Source organism: Pseudomonas sp. CFBP 8770 (assembly GCF_014841705.1).
Classification (GTDB): domain Bacteria; phylum Pseudomonadota; class Gammaproteobacteria; order Pseudomonadales; family Pseudomonadaceae; genus Aquipseudomonas.
This window is the reverse complement of the sequence record NZ_JACYUL010000001.1, coordinates 523881-544605: the sequence shown is the minus strand read 5'-3', so window position 1 is coordinate 544605 and position 20725 is coordinate 523881. Positions and strand designations below refer to the sequence as shown.

21 protein-coding genes are annotated in these 20725 nt (G+C 63.0%); 9 read left to right on the top strand and 12 right to left on the bottom strand.

Annotation, left to right across the window (positions count from 1 at the left end):
• Positions 1-24 precede the first annotated feature (24 nt).
• From IFT98_RS02435 to IFT98_RS02420, 4 genes are all read right to left on the bottom strand, one after another.
• Complete coding sequence (locus IFT98_RS02435; RefSeq protein ID WP_122478796.1) at positions 25-276, bottom strand: DUF1653 domain-containing protein; 252 nt, start codon at positions 274-276, stop codon at positions 25-27.
• Positions 277-368: 92 nt separating this feature from the next.
• On the bottom strand, positions 369-1544 hold the full coding sequence (gene fadA / locus IFT98_RS02430) for an acetyl-CoA C-acyltransferase FadA (RefSeq protein ID WP_192047441.1): 1176 nt from the start codon (positions 1542-1544) through the stop codon (positions 369-371).
• Between the two features lie 3 nt (positions 1545-1547).
• Entirely contained in the window at positions 1548-3725 is a 2178-nt protein-coding gene (gene fadB / locus IFT98_RS02425; RefSeq protein ID WP_192047442.1) for a fatty acid oxidation complex subunit alpha FadB, read from the bottom strand.
• Positions 3726-4043: 318 nt separating this feature from the next.
• Positions 4044-4481: a hypothetical protein gene (locus tag IFT98_RS02420; RefSeq protein ID WP_192047443.1), complete on the bottom strand. Its 438-nt coding sequence runs from the start codon at positions 4479-4481 to the stop codon at positions 4044-4046.
• Between the two features lie 108 nt (positions 4482-4589).
• On the opposite strand from IFT98_RS02420, the gene IFT98_RS02415 reads away from it, so the two are divergent.
• Positions 4590-5033 (top strand): universal stress protein, encoded by a 444-nt coding sequence (locus IFT98_RS02415; RefSeq protein ID WP_043188257.1) that lies wholly within the window; start codon positions 4590-4592, stop codon positions 5031-5033.
• Between the two features lie 59 nt (positions 5034-5092).
• Here the strand turns inward: IFT98_RS02415 and IFT98_RS02410 are convergent, their stop codons facing one another.
• Entirely contained in the window at positions 5093-7006 is a 1914-nt protein-coding gene (locus IFT98_RS02410; RefSeq protein ID WP_192047444.1) for an ATP-binding cassette domain-containing protein, read from the bottom strand.
• A 180-nt stretch (positions 7007-7186) separates the two neighbouring features.
• Between IFT98_RS02410 and IFT98_RS02405 the strand changes: the two genes are divergently transcribed.
• Entirely contained in the window at positions 7187-9118 is a 1932-nt protein-coding gene (locus IFT98_RS02405) for a transglycosylase SLT domain-containing protein (RefSeq protein WP_192047445.1), read from the top strand.
• Positions 9119-9151: 33 nt separating this feature from the next.
• On the opposite strand, the gene IFT98_RS02400 is transcribed toward IFT98_RS02405, so the two are convergent.
• The 3 genes from IFT98_RS02400 to yegS all read right to left on the bottom strand — a co-directional run bounded on the left by IFT98_RS02400 (position 9152) and on the right by yegS (position 11936).
• Positions 9152-9955 carry an MOSC domain-containing protein gene (locus IFT98_RS02400; protein WP_192047446.1) on the bottom strand — a complete coding sequence of 268 codons (804 nt, stop codon included), beginning with the start codon at positions 9953-9955 and terminating at the stop codon, positions 9152-9154.
• A 67-nt stretch (positions 9956-10022) separates the two neighbouring features.
• On the bottom strand, positions 10023-10952 hold the full coding sequence (locus IFT98_RS02395) for a chemotaxis protein CheV (RefSeq protein WP_192047447.1): 930 nt from the start codon (positions 10950-10952) through the stop codon (positions 10023-10025).
• Between the two features lie 81 nt (positions 10953-11033).
• The gene (gene yegS / locus IFT98_RS02390) at positions 11034-11936 is read right to left on the bottom strand and encodes a lipid kinase YegS (protein WP_192047448.1); all 903 of its coding nucleotides are present in this window, start codon (positions 11934-11936) and stop codon (positions 11034-11036) included.
• A gap of 342 nt (positions 11937-12278) precedes the next feature.
• Here yegS and IFT98_RS02385 point away from each other — a divergent pair, with 342 nt between their 5' ends.
• Positions 12279-13748 (top strand): mannose-1-phosphate guanylyltransferase/mannose-6-phosphate isomerase, encoded by a 1470-nt coding sequence (locus IFT98_RS02385; RefSeq protein WP_192047449.1) that lies wholly within the window; start codon positions 12279-12281, stop codon positions 13746-13748.
• On the opposite strand, the gene IFT98_RS02380 is transcribed toward IFT98_RS02385, so the two are convergent.
• Both IFT98_RS02380 and moaB read right to left on the bottom strand, forming a co-directional pair.
• Entirely contained in the window at positions 13745-14959 is a 1215-nt protein-coding gene (locus IFT98_RS02380) for a molybdopterin molybdotransferase MoeA (RefSeq protein WP_342214116.1), read from the bottom strand. The genes IFT98_RS02385 and IFT98_RS02380 overlap by 4 nt on opposite strands.
• On the bottom strand, positions 14952-15491 hold the full coding sequence (moaB, locus tag IFT98_RS02375; RefSeq protein ID WP_192047451.1) for a molybdenum cofactor biosynthesis protein B: 540 nt from the start codon (positions 15489-15491) through the stop codon (positions 14952-14954). The genes IFT98_RS02380 and moaB overlap by 8 nt, the downstream gene beginning before the upstream one ends.
• A 73-nt stretch (positions 15492-15564) precedes the next feature.
• Here moaB and mobA point away from each other — a divergent pair, with 73 nt between their 5' ends.
• Together mobA and IFT98_RS02365 are read left to right on the top strand one after the other, a co-directional pair.
• Positions 15565-16149: a molybdenum cofactor guanylyltransferase MobA gene (gene mobA / locus IFT98_RS02370; RefSeq protein WP_192047452.1), complete on the top strand. Its 585-nt coding sequence runs from the start codon at positions 15565-15567 to the stop codon at positions 16147-16149.
• Between the two features lie 113 nt (positions 16150-16262).
• Positions 16263-16484, top strand: coding sequence for a YgdI/YgdR family lipoprotein (locus IFT98_RS02365; protein WP_043188230.1), 222 nt, complete (start codon positions 16263-16265; stop codon positions 16482-16484).
• A 56-nt stretch (positions 16485-16540) separates the two neighbouring features.
• Here IFT98_RS02365 and IFT98_RS02360 read toward each other — a convergent pair whose 3' ends face one another.
• Positions 16541-17431, bottom strand: a complete 891-nt coding sequence (locus tag IFT98_RS02360; RefSeq protein ID WP_192047453.1) for a pseudouridine synthase — start codon at positions 17429-17431, stop codon at positions 16541-16543.
• A 54-nt stretch (positions 17432-17485) separates the two neighbouring features.
• Complete coding sequence (locus tag IFT98_RS02355) at positions 17486-17800, bottom strand: transcriptional regulator (protein ID WP_122478820.1); 315 nt, start codon at positions 17798-17800, stop codon at positions 17486-17488.
• Positions 17801-17979: 179 nt separating this feature from the next.
• Between IFT98_RS02355 and IFT98_RS02350 the strand changes: the two genes are divergently transcribed.
• The 4 genes from IFT98_RS02350 (at position 17980) to IFT98_RS02335 (ending at position 20560) form a co-directional block, all read left to right on the top strand.
• Positions 17980-18294, top strand: coding sequence for a DUF883 family protein (locus IFT98_RS02350; RefSeq protein ID WP_122478822.1), 315 nt, complete (start codon positions 17980-17982; stop codon positions 18292-18294).
• Position 18295: 1 nt separating this feature from the next.
• Positions 18296-18685: a phage holin family protein gene (locus IFT98_RS02345; protein WP_049859111.1), complete on the top strand. Its 390-nt coding sequence runs from the start codon at positions 18296-18298 to the stop codon at positions 18683-18685.
• Positions 18682-19053 carry a hypothetical protein gene (locus tag IFT98_RS02340; protein WP_122796874.1) on the top strand — a complete coding sequence of 124 codons (372 nt, stop codon included), beginning with the start codon at positions 18682-18684 and terminating at the stop codon, positions 19051-19053. The genes IFT98_RS02345 and IFT98_RS02340 overlap by 4 nt, the downstream gene beginning before the upstream one ends.
• 175 nt (positions 19054-19228) lie before the next feature.
• A complete protein-coding gene (locus tag IFT98_RS02335; protein ID WP_122712981.1) occupies positions 19229-20560 on the top strand; it encodes a deoxyguanosinetriphosphate triphosphohydrolase in 1332 nt (443 codons plus the stop codon).
• The last annotated feature ends 165 nt before the right edge of the window (positions 20561-20725 follow it).

The following is a 20725-nucleotide window of genomic DNA, read 5'->3' as shown; positions in this document are numbered from 1 at the left end:
GAACGTGAGGTCAAGCGCCGAGGTTCAAGCGGTCGGCGCCTGCGGAACGGAAAACAGGCTGGGTTCGGCCTTCACCAAAGCAAAGCGCGGGACGCTCTCGCCGTCAACCTCGACCGACTCCAGGAACATGCTCAGCGGTCGCACCCAGAGGCCGAATTCACCGTAAAGGGCCTGGTAGAACACGACTTCCTGTTCGTCCTCGGAACTGCGCGCGACGCCATAGACACGATACTCGGGGCCTTTGTAGTGACGATAGAGCCCTGGTTGTATATGCATGTTGCGCCTCGCTTGAAATACTTTTTCGAATGAACCGGGAAAAAACAAAACCGGGACACTGGGCCCCGGTTGGTTCGACTGGCTCGTCAGGACTAGACGCGCTCGAAGACCGTGGTGATGCCCTGCCCCAGGCCTACACACATGGTAGCCAGGCCGAAAGTGCCGCCATTCTGCTTCATGACATTGAGCAAAGTGCCGGAAATTCGTGCGCCTGAACAGCCAAAAGGATGCCCCAGGGCGATCGCGCCGCCATGCAGGTTAACCTTCTCGTTCATCTTGTCGAGCACTTTCAGATCCTTCAGCACAGGCAGGGCCTGTGCGGCGAAGGCTTCGTTGAGCTCGATGAAGTCGATGTCGGCAATGCCCAGACCTGCGCGCTTGAGCGCTTTCTGGGTGGCTGGAACCGGCCCGTAGCCCATGATCGCGGGGTCGACACCGGCCACTGCCATCGAGCGGATCACCGCCAATGGCGTGATGCCCAGGTCCTGGGCGCGCTGCGCCGACATCACGATCATGCACGAGGCACCGTCGGTGATCTGCGACGAAGTACCGGCCGTGACCGTACCGCCCTTCGGATTGAAGGCAGGCTTGAGCGCCGCAAGGCTTTCCAGGGTGGTGTCGGGGCGAATCGTTTCATCGTAGTCGAAGACCTTGATGAAACCGTTCTCGTCGCACCCCTGCATCGGGATGATCTCGTCCTTGAACTTGCCCTGGACCGTAGCCTGGTGCGCCAGCTGGTGCGAGCGCACGCCGAAGGCATCCTGCTGTTCGCGAGTGATGCCGTGCATTTTACCGAGCATCTCGGCGGTCAGCCCCATCATGCCCGAGGCTTTCGCGGCGTACAGCGACATGTGCGGGTTCGGATCCACGCCGTGCATCATGCCGACGTGGCCCATGTGCTCGACGCCACCGACCACGAACACATCGCCGTTGCCGGTCATGATCGCCTGGGCGGCAGTGTGCAGCGCGCTCATGGACGAGCCGCACAACCGGCTGACGGTCTGGCCGGCTGCAGTGTGCGGGATCTGCGTCATCAGCGACGCCATCCGGGCGATGTTCCAGCCCTGCTCCAGGGTCTGGTTGACGCAGCCCCAGATCACGTCCTCGACTTCGCCCGGATCGACCTTGGCATTGCGTTCCAGCAGCTTGCTGATCAGGTGCGCCGACATGTCCTCGGCGCGGGTGTTGCGGTGCATGCCGCCTTTGGAACGGCCCATGGGAGTGCGACCGAAGTCGACGATCACCACGTCTCTAGGATTCAAGCTCATCAGTCATTCACCCTTGTTCTGTACGTTGGCCGCTTGCCCGAAGAAGGTCTGGCCAGCACGCGCCATTTCACGAAGCTTCTGCGTAGGCTGGTACAGCGGACCCAGTTCGGCGTAGCGGTCGGCCAGTTCGACGAATTCGGCCACGCCCAGCGAATCGATGTAGCGCAGCGCGCCGCCGCGGAACGGAGGGAAACCGATGCCGTAGACCAGGCCCATGTCGGCCTCGGCCGCGGTTTCGACGATGCCGTCTTCCAGGCAGCGTACGGTTTCCAGGCACAGCGGGATCATCATCCAGTTGACGATGTCCTCATCGGAGACCTCGCGCTGTTCGTAGATCACCGGCTTGAGCACGTCCAGCGCCGCAGGATCGGCCACCTTCTTCGGCTTGCCGCGCTTGTCGGTTTCGTAGGCATAGAAGCCCTTGCCATTCTTCTGACCCAGGCGATTGGCCTCGTACAGCGCGTCGATGGCGGAGCGGCGCTCGTCTTTCATGCGATCCGGGAAGCCTTCGGCCATTACGTCACGGCCATGATGGCCGGTGTCGATGCCGACCACGTCCATCAGGTAGGCCGGTCCCATGGGCCAGCCGAATTTCTCCATGACCTTGTCGATGCGCACGAAATCGACACCGGCACTGACCAGCCGGGCGAAACCACCGAAGTAAGGGAACAGCACGCGGTTCACCAGGAAGCCGGGGCAATCGTTGACCACGATGGGGTTCTTGCCCATCTTGCGGGCATAGGCCACGGTGGTCGCCACGGCAACCTCACTGGACTTCTCGCCACGGATCACTTCGACCAGCGGCATCATGTGCACCGGGTTGAAGAAGTGCATGCCGACGAAGTTTTCAGGACGCTTGAGCGCCTGAGCCAGCAGGTTGATGGAAATGGTCGAGGTATTGGAGGCCAGGATGGTGTCGTCCTTGACCTGCGCCTCGACCTCTGCCAGCACTGCCTGCTTGACCTTGGGGTTCTCCACCACCGCTTCGACGACGATGTCGACATGGCCGAAATCGCCGTAGGACAGCGTCGGACGAATGTCGTTGAGCGCTTCGGCCATCTTCGCCGGAGTCAGGCGACCTTTTTCGACGCGCGCACCGAGCAGCTTGGACGCCTCGGCCAGGCCCTGTTCGATGCCCTTCTCGTTGATGTCCTTCATCAGGATCGGCGTGCCCTTGAGCGCCGACTGATAGGCGATGCCACCGCCCATGATGCCAGCGCCCAGCACGGCCGCCTGACTCACGTCGCGGGCCACCTTGTCGTAGCCACGGGCCTTGCGCTTGAGCTCCTGATCGTTGAGGAACAGGCCGATGAGGCTTTGCGCAGCCGAGGTCTTGGCCATCTTGGCGAAGCCGGCGGCCTCGATCTCCAGCGCTTTCTCGCGACCGAAGCTGGCTGCCTTCTGGATGGTCTTGATGGCCTCGACCGGCGCCGGGTAGTTGGGCCCTGCCTGGCCTGCGACGAAGCCCTTGGCGGTTTCAAAGGCCATCATCTGTTCGATGGCATTGAGCTTGAGCTTGGCCAGCTTGGGCTGACGCTTGGCCTTGTAGTCGAATTCGCCGCTGATGGCGCGCTTGACCAGGTCTAAAGCAGCAGCTTCGAGCTTGTCCGGCGCCACGACGGCATCGACCGCACCCACCTTGAGCGCATCGTCGGCGCCGTTTTCCTTGCCCGACGCAATCCACTCGATGGCATTGTCGGCGCCGATGATGCGCGGCAGGCGCACCGTGCCGCCGAAACCTGGGTAGATGCCCAGCTTGACCTCGGGCAGGCCGACCTTCGCTTCACTGGACATGACCCGGTAATCGGCAGCCAGGCACATTTCCAGGCCGCCGCCCAGGGCGATGCCGTTGATGGCGGCAACCGTCGGCACTTCGAGGTCCTCGAAGTCGCTGAAGATGCGATTGGCCTGCAGGTTGCCCGCGACCAGCTCGGCTTCGGGCAACTTGAAATTCTCGACGAATTCGGTGATGTCCGCACCGACGATGAAGACGTCCTTGCCACTGGCGACGATCACGCCCTTGACCGAAGCGTCGGCCTTGATTGCCGCGATCGCTGCGCGCAACTCTTCGAGCGTGAGGCGGTTGAATTTGTTGACGGACTCGCCCTTGAGGTCGAACCGCAGTTCGACGATGCCGCTTTCAAGAGCCTTCACCGTGATGGCTTTACCTTCGTAAATCATCCACTGATCTCCACGATATGGAAGCTGAACAGTACACGCCTGACGCTGGATAAAAGGGGGCGATACATGGCCGCCGCTCTCTGTAGCCAGGCATACCCGTCAGCGCGGTAGTCGGGATAGTGCTGGAGCGTGACTGAAAAACGCTCGATTCATACGCCCGTTTGATTGGGCTGCGTGTACATTCACGGAATTGCAGACGATTGTCAAATGCCGCGCCCACCGCGAAAAAACGCGACTTTGCGGTCATTTCTGGAATGCGCAGAAACGCGCACCTGCGACAGCCTGCCGCAGGCATATGACGATAGCTCGAGACAGCGATCAAGCGAGCGCTTGAAGGATCTTTGCAATATCCTGAAGCACCTTTTCGTCACCCTTCTCGCCCCAGTACAAGGCGAGCATCTGCGGCCCGGCTTCGAGCTTGTAGACGTCGGCGGGCAAGGTGGCAAGGTGAGGCAGCAGCAGCGGATCGACGCAGGCTTCGCGCCACTGGTTGCACCAGACCCCCGGCTCGGTCTGCCAGTAGCTCCAGCTGTCGACCCTGCCCTTGCGGCGTGGCCGATGGTATTGCGCACAGGGGTCGGGCGGCTCGACGCTGAGCCAGTGCGGCCACCGCTGGGGGGCCAGTTGCATGGCCAGGCCCATCCGCCGCGCCTGCAGGCGCACGGCCATACGGCCGCTCTGGCTGCGCGACGGCCGCAGCCATACCATGGGGCTGAGAATCAGCGCAAGGATTGACACGACTATCCACACCGTCATAAAGAGTACACCCGCTAAGCGTTTCAAATAGATTGGCGAGGTTGTTCATGTTGCGCCCCGCCCAAACAGTCCATACTCAAGCTATCGCAATTGTCAGGAGTGCTTCTCATGCCCTACCAACACATTCTGGTCGCCGTCGACCTCACCGAGGAGTGTGACCCGGTCATCAAGCGGGCCAGAGAGCTGGCGGTCAGCAATGGCGCCAAGCTCTCGCTGGTGCACATCGTCGAACCGATGGCCATGGCTTTCGGCGGGGACGTGCCGATGGACCTCTCACAGTTGCAGCAGCAGCAGTTCGATCAGGCCAAGGAGCGCCTGGAAACGCTGAAGGTCAAGTACCCGGACCTGGTCGTCGGCGACTGCCACCTGACCTACGGCCAGCCGCGTCAGGAAATTCACAACCTGGCGAAGAAATCGGAATGCGACCTGGTGGTGGTCGGCAGTCATGGCCGTCATGGCCTGGCATTGCTGCTCGGTTCGACGGCCAACGACGTGTTGCACGGTGCGCCGTGCGACGTTTTGGCGGTACGCTTGGTCAAGCGCGCCGAATAAGGATCACCAGCGGGGCCGAGCAGCAGCTGCGGCCTCGCTGATGATTCCAGGGTCGAGGCTCAGGCGTCGAGTTCGGCCCAGCGCTCGACCATGACTTCCAGCTCGGCCTGCGAGGTTTCCAGCTTGGCCATCACCTCCGCCGTCTGCGCGGCAGGTCGCTGATAGAACCCGGCATCGGCCATCTCGGCTTCCAGCGCAGCGATTTCCTGCTCCTTGGCTTCGATCTGGCCCGGCAGGGCTTCCAGCTCGCGCTGCAGCTTGTAGCTGAGCTTCTTCTTGGCGGGTGCCGGTGCTTCCACAGGTGCAGGCTCTGCGGTCTTGACCACGGCGCTGTTGAGCTCGGCCTTGCCTGACTTGTTCTCGGTCACGCCGAGCAACTTGGGCGAGCCGCCCTGGCGGATCCAGTCCTGGTAGCCACCGACGTATTCGCGAACCTTGCCCTCGCCTTCGAACACCAGCGTGCTGGTGACCACGTTGTCGAGGAAGGCCCGGTCGTGGCTGACCATCAACACGGTACCCTTGAAAGCGGACAGCACTTCTTCGAGCAGTTCGAGGGTCTCGACGTCGAGGTCGTTGGTCGGTTCGTCCAGCACCAGCAGGTTGGCCGGCTTGCTGAACAGCTTGGCCAGCAACAGGCGCGCACGCTCACCGCCCGACAGGGCCTTGACCGGCGTGCGTGCACGCTGGGGGCTGAACAGGAAGTCGCCCAGGTAGCTCAGCACGTGGCGGCTCTGACCGTCGATGTCGATGAAATCGCGGCCCTCGGCAACGTTGTCGATGACGGTCTTTTCCAGGTCGAGCTGGTGTCGCAACTGGTCGAAGTAGGCGACGTCCAGGCGCGTGCCGACGTCGACCGAGCCGTTGGTGGGCTGCAGGTTGTCGAGCATCAGCTTGAGCAGCGTGGTCTTGCCGGTACCGTTCGCCCCCAGCAAGCCGATACGGTCCTCGCGCTGCAGGACCATGGAGAAATCCTTGATCAGCATCGGCCCACCCGGATGGGCGAAGCTGACATTGTCGAGGACCATCACCTGCTTGCCGGACTTGTCTGCGGTATCGAGCTGGATGTTGGCCTTGCCGGTGCGCTCGCGGCGTTCGCCACGCTCCACACGCAATGCCTTGAGCGCACGCACCCGGCCTTCGTTGCGGGTGCGTCGGGCCTTGATGCCCTGGCGGATCCACACTTCTTCCTGGGCCAGGCGCTTGTCGAACAGCGCGTTGGCGGTTTCCTCGGCCGACAGCATGGCCTCTTTGTGCACCAGGAAGCTGGCGTAGTCGCCGTTCCAGTCGATCAGGCCGCCGCGATCGAGCTCGAGAATGCGCGTGGCCAGATTCTGCAGGAAGGAACGGTCGTGGGTGATGAACAGCACCGCCCCCTGGAAATCCTTGAGGGCTTCTTCGAGCCAGGCGATCGCGCCGATGTCCAGGTGGTTGGTCGGTTCGTCGAGCAGCAGCAGGTCAGGTTCGGACACCAGCGCCTGGGCCAGCAGGACGCGGCGGCGCCAGCCACCGGACAACTGCTTCAAGGTCTTGTCGGCAGGCAGCTGCAGGCGGCTCAGGGTGCTGTCGACCAGTTGCTGCAAGCGCCAGCCGTCACGGGCTTCGAGATCCTGCTGGACGTGCATGAGCTTGTTCAGGTCTTCGTCGGTGACGATGTTCTGGCTCAGGTGATGGTACTCGGCCAGCAGCGCGCCGACCCCGTCCAGGCCCTCGGCAACCACGTCGAACACAGTCCGGTCGTCGGCCACCGGCAGTTCCTGCGGCAGCTCGCCGATCTTCAGCCCCGGCGCACGCCAGACGGCGCCGTCGTCGGGTTTCTGCACGCCCTTGACCAGCTTCAGCATGCTGGATTTGCCAGTGCCGTTGCGGCCGATGATGCACACCCGCTCACCACGGGCGATCTGCCAGGACACCTTGTCCAACAACGGCATCGCGCCGAATGCAAGGGACACATCGCTGAATTTGAGCAGGGTCATGAGCTTCTCCAAAAACCGGGCGCGCATTCTAACCGACTTTTGCCTTGGCAGACCGAAGGCGGCAATAAAATGAATGATCCTGAACGCTTTCATCGCGCCTGCCCTAGAGGCTAAGCTAGGCTCACTTCTTTAGTGCTGGCACTGCCGACACTTGTCACGTCTTTTCTGCCTGGAAGTCTCATGCGCAGTCGCCTGTTCAGCCTGTTGTCCTGCCTCATCCTCTCTGCCTCCAGTGTCGCCAACGTCCAGGCCGCCGACCTGGCCACGCAGCGTCAATACTACGACGAGGCCAAGCGCGCTTTGGCCAAGGGCGACAGCGGGCCGTACATGCGCTACGCCGCCGAGCTTCAGGACTACCCGCTGGAGGCCTACCTGGCCTACGACGAGCTCACCCCGCGTTTGCGCAGCGCCAGCAACGCCGAGATCGAAGGCTTTCTCGCCAAGCACGGCGACCTGCCCCAAGCCAACTGGATGAAACTGCGGTGGCTGCGGCAGTTGGCCGAGCGCGGCGAGTGGGCGCCGTTCGTCAAATACTACGACCCCAAGCTCAATTTCAAGGAGCTCGACTGCCTGTACGGCCAGTACCAGCTGAGCAACAGCCAGTTGCGCGCCGAAGGCTATGCCAATGCCGACAAACTGTGGCTCACCGGCAAATCGCTGCCCACGGCCTGCGACGGGCTGTTCCAGCGCTGGGCCAGCGAAGGCCAGCTGACCGAGAACAAGCGCTGGCAGCGCGCCAAGCTGGCGGCCCAGGAGCGCAATTACCCGTTGGCCACCAGCCTGGTACAGAGCCTGACCAGCCTGTCGAGTCAGGGTCGACTGCTGCTGGATGTCGCGCAGAAACCCGAACTGCTCGACCAACCGGCGCGTTTCATGCCGGTCGACGAAGCCATGTCCGACGTGGTCGGGCTGGGCCTGCGTCGTCTGGCCCGTCAGGACCCGGAAAAAGCCATGCGCATGCTCGACAGCTATGCCAGCAGCATGCGTTTCTCGGCCGAGGAGAAGGTCGCCATCGCCCGTGAGATCGGCCTGACCCTGGCGCGGCGCTACGACCCGCGAGCGCTGGAACTGATGACCCGCTACGATCCGGAGCTGCGCGACGACACCGTGACCGAATGGCGCCTGCGCCTGCTGCTGCGCCTGGGCCGCTGGCAGGAGGCCTACGACCTCACCACCCGCCTGCCCAAGGACCTGGCCAAGACCAACCGCTGGCAGTATTGGCAGGCGCGCAGCCTGGAGCTCGCGCAGCCGCAGAGTGCCAAGGTGCCATCGCTGTACAAGGCGGTGGCCAAGGAGCGCGACTTCTACGGCTTCCTGGCGGCCGACCGCATCCAGGCGCCCTACTCGCTCAATAACAAGCCGCTGGTGATGAGCCAGGCACTGGTCAACAAGGTGCGCAACACCGCCGGTGTCCGCCGTTCGCTGGAACTGTACGCACGCGGCCAGATCGTCGATGCGCGACGCGAGTGGTATCACGTCAGCCGCCATTTCGACCGCGACGAGATGGTCGCCCAGGCCAAGCTGGCCTACGACATGCGCTGGTATTTCCCGGCCATTCGCACGATCAGCCAGGCGCAGTACTGGGACGACCTGGACATCCGCTTCCCGATGGCTCACCGCGACACCCTGATTCGCGAAGCGAATGTGCGAGGCCTGCACACCAGCTGGGTGTTTGCCATCACCCGTCAGGAAAGCGCGTTCATGGACGACGCCCGCTCCGGCGCCGGCGCCATGGGGCTGATGCAGTTGATGCCGGGCACTGCCAAGGAGACCTCGCGCAAGTTCAGCATCCCGCTGTCGTCGCCGCAGCAGGTACTCGACCCCGACACCAACATCCAGCTGGGTGCGGCGTACCTGAGCCAGGTGCACAGCCAGTTCAACGGCAACCGGGTACTGGCCTCAGCCGCCTACAATGCGGGCCCCGGGCGCGTACGGCAGTGGCTCAGAGGCGCGAATCACCTGAGTTTCGATGTCTGGGTGGAGTCCATTCCATTCGATGAAACCCGCCAGTACGTGCAGAACGTGTTGTCCTACGCCGTCATCTATGGCGAGAAGCTCAACGCGCCGCAGCCGGTGGTGGACTGGCACGAACGCTTCTTCGACGACCAGTGAGCCAAGCCTGGCAGCCCGCCGGCTGCCGGCTCGTCACTCGAGCACAGTGATCGGCATGCCCACTTCCAGCACGCCGGCGCCATCGCACACCAGATTTTGGCCGAACATCGCATGACCGTCCTGCTGGCGGTAGCGCTTGAGGGTCGCCAGGGGTTCGCGATCGACGCTGCGCTCGCCGGTCTGGGGGTCCAGCGTGGTCAGAATGCAGCGCGCGCAGGGCTTGAGCAAACGAAAGTCCAGGCTGCCAATGCGAATGCGCTTCCAGCCGTCCTCGGCGAAGGCGGCGCTGTCCTGAACGACCAGATTGGGCCGAAAGCGCGCCATCTCCAGGGTCCGTCCGACCCGTGCGGACAGGTCGTCCAGCGAGCCCTGACCGATCAACAACAGTGGAAATCCATCGGCAAAAGCCACCTTGTCGCCGCCCTCGCCGTAACCGGCGCTGACAGTGCGGGCGCGCTCGACGGGCACATACACCAGCCGAGTCGGCTTACCGACGAAATCACTGACCCAGCGCGCCGCTGCCTCGCCGGCGTCGGGCACGCGGAAGCTGTCGTTCCACAGCGTGACACCACGCAGCTCGCCTGCCTCGGGGATTGGCACGTTCAGGTCGGGGTATCCGGCTGCGCTCAGACGCAGGCCTGCGTCTTCAACCACCTGTGTACCCAACTGCCCCAGGCGGGGGTCGGCGCGCTGGCTGAGGAACCGACCGCTGTGGGCATCGACCAGCATCCAGCGGCGGTCACCGAACAGCCCCAGGCCATCGACTGGCGACTGCTGCAGCGATTGGCCAATGGCCGATTTGAGCGGGTAACGGTACAGCGCGGCGAGGCTCGACATGGCCCGGCTCCTCAGGACTGAGAAAGGCCCAGTCTAGCGGAACCGACGGGACAATAACGAGGGCCGGTCAGCGTTGATCCAGCTCCAGGCGCTGACGCACCACGTCGACCAGCTTGTCGGGCTGGAACTTGGACAGGAAGTTGTCACAGCCGACCTTTTTCACCATCGATTCGTTGAAGCTGCCCGACAGCGAAGTGTGCAGCACCACGTAGAGCTCGCGCAGTCGCGGATCGTTGCGGATCTCGGTGGTAAGCCGGTAGCCGTCCATTTCCGGCATCTCGGCGTCGGTGAAGACCATGAGCAGCTTGTCGGTCATGCGCTCGCCGGTATCGGCCCAGGCCTTGAGTTTGTTCAACGCCTTCAGGCCATCGCTGGACACGTGCATCTTGATGTCCAGCTGGGACAAGGTATCGCGCAACTGCGCCAGTGCCACGGTCGAGTCATCCACCAGCAGCACTTCTCGGCCACGGGCACGCGCCAGCAAGGGGTCGTCGAGCTTGTCGCGGGAAACGCGAGCGTTGTAGGGGACGATTTCGGCGAGCACCTTTTCCACGTCGATGATCTCGACCAGTTGCTCGTCGACCCGGCTGATCGCGGTCAGATAGTGTTGGCGCCCGGCACTGGCGGGAGGCGGCAGGATCGCTTCCCAGTTCATGTTGACGATGCGGTCGACACCGCCGACCAGGAAGGCCTGGATCGAGCGGTTGTATTCGGTGACGATGATGGTGCTGCTCGGCCCCGGCACCAGCGGGCGCATGCCGATGGCCTGGGACAGGTCGATCACCGGCAGGGTCTGCCCGCGCAGGTTGATCACACCGCAGACATACGGATGGCGCTGCGGCATCAGTGTCAGCTTGGGCAACTGCAGGACTTCCTGGACCTTGAACACGTTGATCGCGAACAGTTGCCTGCCGGCCAGGCGAAACATGAGCAGCTCCAGCCGGTTTTCACCCACCAGCTGCGTACGTTGGTCAACCGAGTCAAGAATGCCGGCCATGTAAAACTCCAAAGCCCAAGTGAAAGAAGAGGTACCGGGCTATCGGCGCTGGCGCGAATATCTTGACTGCCGTCGGCGCCGTTAAGTCAGTTGTCCATGGCTCAGCAGCGGCGACCCGGCGGGCAAATGAACTTTCAATGCCTTGGGCATGGCGCTGAAGCGTAGATTCTCGCCGCGCAATGGCTCGCCATCGAGGTTGATGTCGAGGTTTTCCTTGCTGTTGATTTCGATCCACGGCAGCCGCGCACGCACGAACAGGGTTTCCAGTCCGCCGCCGCCGAGCAGGCTTTTCAGGGTGCCGACCACTTCGGTCGGTGCCGGCAAAATGCTGATCTCCAGCAGCCCGTCGTCGACCACGGCTTCGGGACACAGCTCGTGGCCACCACCGGCCTGGCGTCCATTGCCGATGCCCAGCGCCAGCAGATCGCCTTCCCAATGGAAGTCCGGGCCACTGAGCGAGGCGGAGGCGGCGCGCAATTCACTGAACCGCGACAGCCCGGTGAACAGGTAGGCGGCGCCACCGAGCACCTTCTTCAAGTCTTCGGAGGTGTTGGCCGTGACCTGACTGCCGAAGCCGCCGGTTGCCATGTTGAGAAACACTTGCCCGCCCACCTCACCCAGATCGATGGCCTGAGGCTCGCGGGCAAGCAGCGCCAATGCGTGTTCGGGCTCCAGCGGAACGCCGGCGGCACGAGCGAAATCGTTGGCTGTGCCCAGCGGCATCAACGCCAGGCTGGCGTCGGTCTTGGCCAGCGCCATCGCTTCGGCGACATCGCGCAGGGTGCCGTCGCCACCGCCGGCGATGATCTGGGTGTAGCCGGCTTGCAGCGCCTCATCGACCAGCCGCTGGGCGTCGCCGCCTTCCCAGGTCAGACGCACGTCCAGCGCGTTGCCCTGCTCCCGGTAATGCTCCACCGCAGTGCGGACGTCTTCATTGGAAGCTTGTTTGCCGTGCAATATCAGGATTGCCTTGCGCTCGCTCATGCTGCATGTCTCCGGTGGCCAGTAAGTGGAACTGTGCCTGATGTGACCACAGCCGCAGGAAAAAAAGCCCGACCGAAAAGTTTTTAACCATTCGTGCATTTACCACTCGCCAACGGTTCTCGTTTAGGCTTTACTGCGAAGCAACTGGCCACTATCGAAGTCGCCGTTACCCCCCGATTCCTGCACGTCCAGCCCGTCTCCAGGCGGGCGGTAGCATTGTCGAATCGTTGAATCCTGCGCTCTGCCCTTCTTCTATTGACCTTTTCATGCATCCAGCCCGGCTGGACGTGTGCGCTTGCCTTCGCAGGTGCCGTCCGCCACCTTCAACTCGAGGCTCGACCTATGACGACTCTGATTCCCTGCATCATCGCCGGGGGCTCCGGCACCCGCCTGTGGCCCGTATCGCGCGAGGCCATGCCCAAGCCGTTCATGCGCCTGCCGGACGGCGAGAGCCTGCTGCAGAAAACCTTCGTTCGTGCCGCCCATCTGCCGGGCGTGGACCGTGTGCTGACCGTGACCAACCGCGAGGTGTTCTTCCGCACGCTGGACGACTACCGCCAATTGAACGACCGTGATGCCCTGCTCGACTTCATTCTCGAACCTGCGGGCCGCAACACCGCGCCAGCCATCGCCAGTGCCGCCCTGCATGCCGCCAAGCACTACGGCGCGTCGGCGCAGTTGCTGGTACTGCCGGCCGACCACCTGATCCGCGACATCGACGCTTTCCAGGCTGCGGTCAGCGCAGCACGCAAGAAAGCCGACGAGGGTTGGCTGGTGACGTTCGGCCTGGTGCCGCAAACGGCGGAAACTGGTTTCGGCTACATCGAGCGCGGCGCCGACCTGGGCGATGGCAGCTATCAAGTCGCGCACTTCCGTGAAAAGCCGGACCAGGCCACCGCCCAGGCCTACCTGGACAGCGGCGACTACCTGTGGAACGCCGGCATGTTCTGCATGCGTGTGGACGTGCTCCTGCGCGAACTGGAGAAGCACGCACCGGACGTGCTGCTGGCTGCCACCACCTGCCTGCAGGTCAGCCACAGCAAGCAAGGCAACCGCGAGCTGCAGGTCGAGCTGGACAGCAGCACGTTCGCCCTGGCACCGGACATTTCCATCGACTACGCGCTGCTCGAGCGCTCCGACAAGGTGGCGGTCATTCCGTGTCAGATGGGTTGGAGCGACATCGGTTCGTGGCAGGCGGTGCGCGAGCTGACTCCGGCCGACGCACAGGGCAACCAGTGCAACGGCGAAACCGTGCTGCATGACGTGAGCAACTGCTACATCGACTCGCCACGCCGCCTGGTCGGCGCCGTCGGCGTCGACAACCTGGTGGTGATCGACACGCCTGACGCACTGCTGATCGCCGACGGCAGCCGTACCCAGGACGTCAAGATCCTTGCCCAGCAGCTCAAGCGCCAGGGCCACGATGCCTTCCGCCTGCACCGCACGGTCACCCGGCCATGGGGCACGTACACCATCCTCGAGGAAGGCAAGCGCTTCAAGATCAAGCGCATCGTGGTCAAGCCCGGCGGCACCCTGTCGCTGCAGATGCACCACCACCGCAGCGAACACTGGATCGTGGTCAGCGGCATGGCCCGGGTCACCAACGGTGACAACGAGTTTTTGCTCGACACCAACGAGTCGACCTTCATCAAGCAAGGCCACGTGCACCGCCTGGTCAACTCCGGGGTGATCGACCTGGTCATGATCGAGGTGCAAAGCGGTGAATACCTGGGCGAAGACGATATCGTGCGCTTCACCGACATCTACGGCCGCGCACCGGCGGCCGTCGAAGCGACCAAGAGCAACGCTTAAAACAGCTCGCTGAACGGGATGAAGGCGACCAGATCGCCTTCATTCAATGTGCAGCCTTCGCGTATTTCCACCAACCCATGGGCCCAGGCAGCGCTGAGCAGCACGCCGGAGCTCTGGTTGGGGTAGATCACCGCCCGGCCCTGCTGGATGCGCCCGCGCAGGTATTCGCGACGGGTACCGGCGCGCGGCCAGGCGAATCCGGCTGGCACCTGAAAGCTTAGTGGCGCAACGTCGCGCACACCCAGCCGACGCAGCAGGTAAGGCCGTGCCAGCAGGGTGAAAGTGACCAGTGTCGACGCGGGATTGCCTGGCAGGCCGATGACCGGTACGCCACGAAAGTGGCCGAACGTCAGCGGCTTGCCGGGTTTGATCGCCAGTTTCCACAGGGCCAACTGCCCTTCCTCGCGCAAGGCGATGCCGAGAAAGTCGGCTTCACCCACCGAGACCCCGCCCGTGGACAAAATCAGGTCCACATCCCCCAGGGCCGACAGGCGCTGGCGTGTCTGTTGCAGATCGTCGGGCAGAATCCCGGCATCCACCACCTCACAGCCCAAACCGCTCAAGGCACTGCACAGCACCTGACGATTGCTGTTGTAGATCTGTCCCGGCCCCAGCGGCTGACCTGGCTCGACCAACTCATCTCCCGTGGACAGCACCGCCACCCGTGGCCAACGCACCACGTCGATGTACGCATGCCCCATGGACGCCAACAGGCCCAGTTCGATCGCACCCAAGCGGCTACCGGCTTCGAGCAGGCGTTCACCGATGCGGGTTTCCTGGCCCTGGGGACGTATGTTCTGGCCGACCCTCAAGGGCTGGTCGAAGCTCACCCGCTGGTCGTGCTCGATCCGCGCGTTCTCCTGCATTTCCACGCAGTCGGCGCCTTCGGGCATCGGCGCACCGGTAAAGATGCGTGCGCACGTGCCGGGTTCCAAAGGCGCGGGCACGGCACCCGCGAACACGCGCTGGCTGACCCGCAGCGGTTCGCCCTGCCAGTCCTCGCGGCGCAGCGCGTAGCCGTCCATGGCGCTGTTGGGCCAGGGCGGCAGGTCCAGGGTGGCGATCAGGTCATCGGCCAGCACGCGGCCACTGCCTTGGGCCAGGGCGATTCGCTCACGCTCGCGCACAGGCGTGGCATCGGCCATGGCCAGCAGTTGCGCCAGCGCCTGTTCTACCGGAAGCAGCGGCTGCGCCGCCGGCAACTCAGCCACGGCTGGCGCAGGGCTCGGCCTGCTTGAGGTGCACGACGAAGTTGCATGGCCGGTGACGCACGTCCAACTGCTCGGCAAGAATACCGTCCCAGCCTGTACGGCAGGCATTGGTCGAACCGGGCATGCAGCACACCAGGGTGCCATTGGCGAGCCCGGCGAGCGCGCGCGACTGCACGGTCGAGGTGCCGATGTCGGCGACGGAGATCTGCCGGAACAGTTCGCCGAAGCCATCGACTTGCTTGTCCAGCAGGCAGGCCACGGCTTCCGGGGTGCTGTCGCGGCCGGTGAAGCCGGTGCCACCGGTGATCAGCACCACCTGGCATTGGTCATCGGCGATCCACTGCGCCACCTGGGCGCGGATTTTGTACAGGTCGTCCTTGAGCAGTACGCGGGCGTAAAGCCCGTGGCCCGCCGCGCTCAGGCGATCGACGAACAATTGGCCAGAGGTATCGGTTTCCACGGTGCGGGTGTCGCTGACAGTCAACACCGCAATATTGAGCGGCACAAAGGGTACATCTGCCTTGGCTTTCATTGGCTGGGTCCGGTTGTTTGGCGGGATGGACGGTGTTATATCACAGCCCCCCAGCCACTGTCCGAGGCCCCGAATGAACCCTGTCGACACCTTGCCCCCCTGCTCCGTCCTGCTGCTGGCAGGCGGCCGCGGGCAACGCATGGGCGGCCGCGACAAGGGCCTGATCGACTGGCATGGCCGGCCCTTGATCGAGCACCTGCAGCAGCGCGTGCGGCCCTTGACCGATGACCTGATCATCTCGTGCAACCGTAATTATCCGCGCTACGCGGCCTTCGCCGACCGCTTGGTACACGACGACAGCGGCGACTTTCCCGGGCCACTGGCGGGCATTCTGGCCGGCCTGAGCGCCGCTCGACACCCGCTGCTGCTGGTATTGCCCTGTGACGTGCCGGGCGTGGACGAGGCCTTGCTGGACGCCATGCGCCATGCGCAGCACGCGCAGCCGACCCTGCCGTTGATGGTGCGCCAGGGTGCGTTCTGGGAGCCGTTGCTGTGCATCATTCAGAAGGTGCATCTGCCGGTCGTACAGCAAGCCTGGGATGCCGGCGAACGAAGCCCGCGCAATGTCCTGCTGGCACTCGGCGCCCAGCCGCTGCAATGTGCCGAGAACGATCCGCGCCTGGCCAACCTCAATACGCCACAACTGCTGGGTCGCTGAGCGGGTCGGCAGACGCTAGACTGCACCGGTCGGACCAACGGAACTTTGCTGGCGCAATCAGCGTCTCACCCCCGTATACGCCAGCACCCTTTTTTGTTTTGTGGAGAAACACAATGACTCACCGGATCCTTCCCGCTTTCATGCTCGCGCTGGGCCTGGCATCGCTTGCCGGTTGCGCATCGCCTACCGTGATCACCCTGAACGACGGTCGTGAAATCCAGGCGGTGGACACGCCCTCCTACGACGAAGACGCTGGCTTCTACGAATTCGAACAGCTGGACGGCAAGACTACCCGTGTCAACAAGGACCAGGTTCGCACCGTCAAGGAGCTCTGATTAAAAGAGCCCCAATGCTGCGAGACAAAGCCCGCCCTCTGGCGGGCTTTGTCGTTTCAGAACGTCAGCTTCAGCTGCGTCTCGAAATTGCGCAGGCGACCGTCGATCGGGTCGTGGAACTGCAGCGAGCGTGCCAGCAGTTTCAACGGCCGTGCATAGTCGTCCACCTCGGTATGGCTGAGCTGCGGGTAGAACGGATCGTTGCAGATGCTGGCGCCCAGCGCGGTCATGTGGACGCGCAACTGGTGAGTCTTGCCGGTGACCGGGTTGAGCACGTAGCGCCAGAAGTGCTCGCCTTTCTCGGCGACTTCCAGGCGGGTTTCACTGTTGCTCATCCCCGGCGCTTCACGCATGCGGAAAAACGGTTCGCCATGCTCCAGGCGACTGCGATGTACCAACGGAAAGGCCAGCTCAGGCAGTGCGGGGGCGATGGCCTCGTAGCGCTTTTCGATCTGTCGAGTGGGGAACAACTGCTGATAGGCACTGCGTGTCTGCGGATTGGCCGAGAACAGCACCAGACCCGCCGTGTGCCGGTCAATGCGGTGCAGCGGCACCAGGTGGGGGTTGTCGAGGCGGCGAATGAGGCGCCGCAACAAGGTGTGTTCGACGTACTCGCCAGTCGGGGTCACCGGCAGGAAGTGTGGTTTGTCGGCCACCACCAGATGTTCGTCGACATGCAGCACCTGCTCCTGCGCAGCAATCGGTCGCTCGTTCGGCACTTCGCGAAAGTAGTGGATGCGCAGGCCCTGGCGGTAGGCATGGGCGGGGCCGATGGGGACGCCGTCGGCGTCCAGCACCCGGTCCCTGGCCATGCGGCTCAACCACTGAGCGCGGTCGATGGCGGGAAAATGTTCGCACAGGCAATCCAGCACGGTTGCCCATTTACCGGGTGGCAGGCACAAGGTGCTGGCCTGATGCGCAGCAGGGTCGAATTTGGGTGCAGACATGCCTTGATCCACGATGATTTCAGGCCGCGAGTATCGCCCACGGCGCTACGGCTGTCATCGCGCGTGGACAGCCTCGGCTGCCTCGGTGAATTCCTTGAGCCAACGCAGCACCTCGACCGCTTCCCAGCGCGTGGGGTCGTACAAGGCGTACAGCAGGCCCTTGTAGCCGACCACATCCAGCGGTCGGTGATAACCGGCGCGCTGGAACAGCGCCTCGACCTCGGCGAAACAGGTGTTGAAGTGCAGCTTGCTGAACGGGGTCTTGCCTTCGGTAACCAGGCCGTCCAGACGCAGTTCCAGCACGGCTTCGCGAACCACGTCCGGGGCCATGCGGTTGACGCTGTACTTGAGTTGTTCGACGTTGAGCATGGGCGAGCGATTATCCATATACTGTATCTTTATACAGCATAAGGCAGCCACTCAAGACCCGTCAATTGCCCCGACATGTCGATTATGGGCTATACAAGGGATTATCCCGCGCAATGGCACTGAACCTTCGGGATCACCCTCACTCGAAATATCCAGACGCCACCCATATGGAGATCAACATGGCCACCCCGAGCACCAAAGCAGCCCAAGAAGTTCTCAAAGCCGATTTTCAGACCCTGGTCCGTGACACCGAGAAACTACTCGAGCACACCGCCAGCATCGCCGGCACCCAGGCCGAAGAATTGCGTGCGCAGATCAACGAAAGCCTGCTCAAGGCTCGTGAGTCGCTGCAGCAAACCAAGGAAACCGCTGCCGAGCGTAGCCAGGAGGCTGTAGTGGCCGCCGAAGGCTACGTGCAGGAAAACCCATGGCAGTCCGTCGGCATCGCTGCCGGTGTTGGCTTCCTTCTGGGCCTGCTGGCCACAAGGCACTGATATGTCTCTCCTCGACTCGGATACCACAGATAACAGCACCGGCTCCACGTCTCGGCGCCTGGGTGCTGCCATGCTCGGCCTGCTTCGCAGTCATGTCGAACTGTTCGGCATCGAGTTGCAGGAGCAGAAATCTCGAACCGTCAGCCTGTTGCTGTTTGCAGGCCTGGCCCTGGTCTTCGCCCTGCTGGCACTGGTGGCGTTGTCCGGGCTCATTCTGATTCTGCTGTGGGACAACTACCGCATGGCCGGCATGGTCGGCCTGGCGGTGTTCTACGTACTGGCAGGTATCTTCTGCGCATTCCGTCTCAAGGCGGCTGTGTTCGATGAATCCTCGCCGTTCAGTGGAACACTGGAAGAACTGGCCAATGACCGGGAGCGCCTGCTGCCATGAGCCGAAACGAACCTACCAGTGCGCAGTCGCGGCGCGACATGCGCAAATCGTTGATTCGCCTGCGCATGGAAATGCATCGCCAAGAGCTGCGACATGAGTCGCGACAACTGGTCAATCCACTCAACCGCCTGCGCGGATTGGGCCAATCGGTGCAGACCAGCATGGGTATCAAGCACGCCTCGCTATGGGGTATCGCCGGGGTCACCCTGATGGGCTTCCTGACCGGCCGCGGGGCTGGCAACAGCGCTCGCGCCCCGGTCGTCGCGCCCGTGCGTGGTCCGGGCCGTCTCTCGCGACTGGCCAAGGTCGGTACACTGCTGTTGCCAGTGATCAAACTGGCCATGCAGGGCTCTTCGCGCAGACGCTAGACCTGGCTGAAAAAGCAACCCGGGTGCGTTCGTAAACGTATCCGGGTTGCTTTTTTTTGCCTGACTTTCCTGGCTGCACCTATCTGCTCAATACGTTCAAGGCCCGATGCCAGCCTTGCCAGCCAGCGCATGCAGGCCGACACTGCAGGCTCGATCGGGTCCCGGAGGAATCGCCTTGGATTGGCACACACTGCTTACACGCGAACGCTTGGGCAAGCCCCTGCACAGCCCTGAAGAACTGGGCCGCAGCCCGTTCCACAAGGACCACGACCGCATCATCTTTTCCGGCGCCTTCCGCCGGCTGGGGCGCAAGACCCAGGTCCACCCAGTCTCGAGCAACGATCACATCCATACGCGCCTGACCCATTCTCTGGAAGTCAGTTGCGTGGGCCGCTCGCTGGGCATGCGCGTCGGCGAAACCCTGCGTGATCAACTGCCGCAATGGTGCGAGCCAAGCGATTTGGGCATGGTCGTGCAATCGGCCTGTCTGGCCCACGACATCGGTAATCCGCCCTTCGGACATTCCGGTGAAGACGCCATTCGCCACTGGTTCCGCCAGGCAGCCGGGCGTGGCTGGCTCGACGCGATGAGCGAAGTGGAGCGCGACGACTTCCTCAATTTCGAAGGCAACGCTCAAGGCTTCAGGGTGCTGACCCAGCTCGAGTATCACCAGTTCGACGGGGGTACCCGGCTGACCTATGCAACCCTGGGCACCTACCTCAAGTACCCGTGGACGGCGCGTCACGCCGACGCATTGGGCTACAAGAAGCACAAGTTCGGTTGCTACCAGAGCGAACTGCCGCTGCTCGAACAGATCGCCGGCAAGCTCGGTCTGCCACTGCTCGAAGAGCAGCGTTGGGCCCGGCACCCACTGGTGTACCTGATGGAGGCCGCAGACGACATCTGCTATGGCCTGATCGATCTGGAAGACGGCCTGGAAATGGAGTTGCTCGACTACGCCGAAGTCGAGGCACTGTTGCTCGACCTGGTAGGCGATGACATCCCCGACACCTATCGCCAGCTCGGTCCAATGGACTCACGGCGGCGCAAACTGGCGATCCTGCGCGGCAAGGCCATCGAGCACCTGACCAACGCCGCCGCGCGCGCGTTCGTCGAACAACAGCAGGCGTTGCTGGCCGGCCAGCTCAGTGGTGATCTGGTCGAGCACATGCACGGTCCGGCCAAGCGCTGCGTGCTCGACGCCAAGGACATGGCGCGCAAGAAGATTTTCCAGGACAAGCGCAAGACCCTGCACGAGATCGGCGCCTACACCACCCTTGAAGTGCTGCTCAATGCGTTCTGCGGCGCGGCGCTGGAGCAGCACACCACTGGCAGGTTGTCGTTCAAGCACCAGCGCATTCTCGACCTGCTGGGGCATAACGCGCCACAGCCGGACTGGCCGTTGCACAAGTCGTTCCTGCGCATGATCGATTTCATCGCAGGCATGACCGACAGTTATGCTGCAGAAATGGCCGGCGAAATGACCGGGCGCTCGAACTCGTTCTAGTCGGTAGCGCGGAAATAAACGAATACAAACGATAGTTGACTCTTTGGAATCAAACTATCTTTGTATTCCGTTACGTTTATATCTGTAGGAAGTTTCCTAGAATCACTCTTTTCCAAGTCCATTCGTATGCCCTTCGAAGCAACTGGGCTAAGGTGCGCGCTTTTA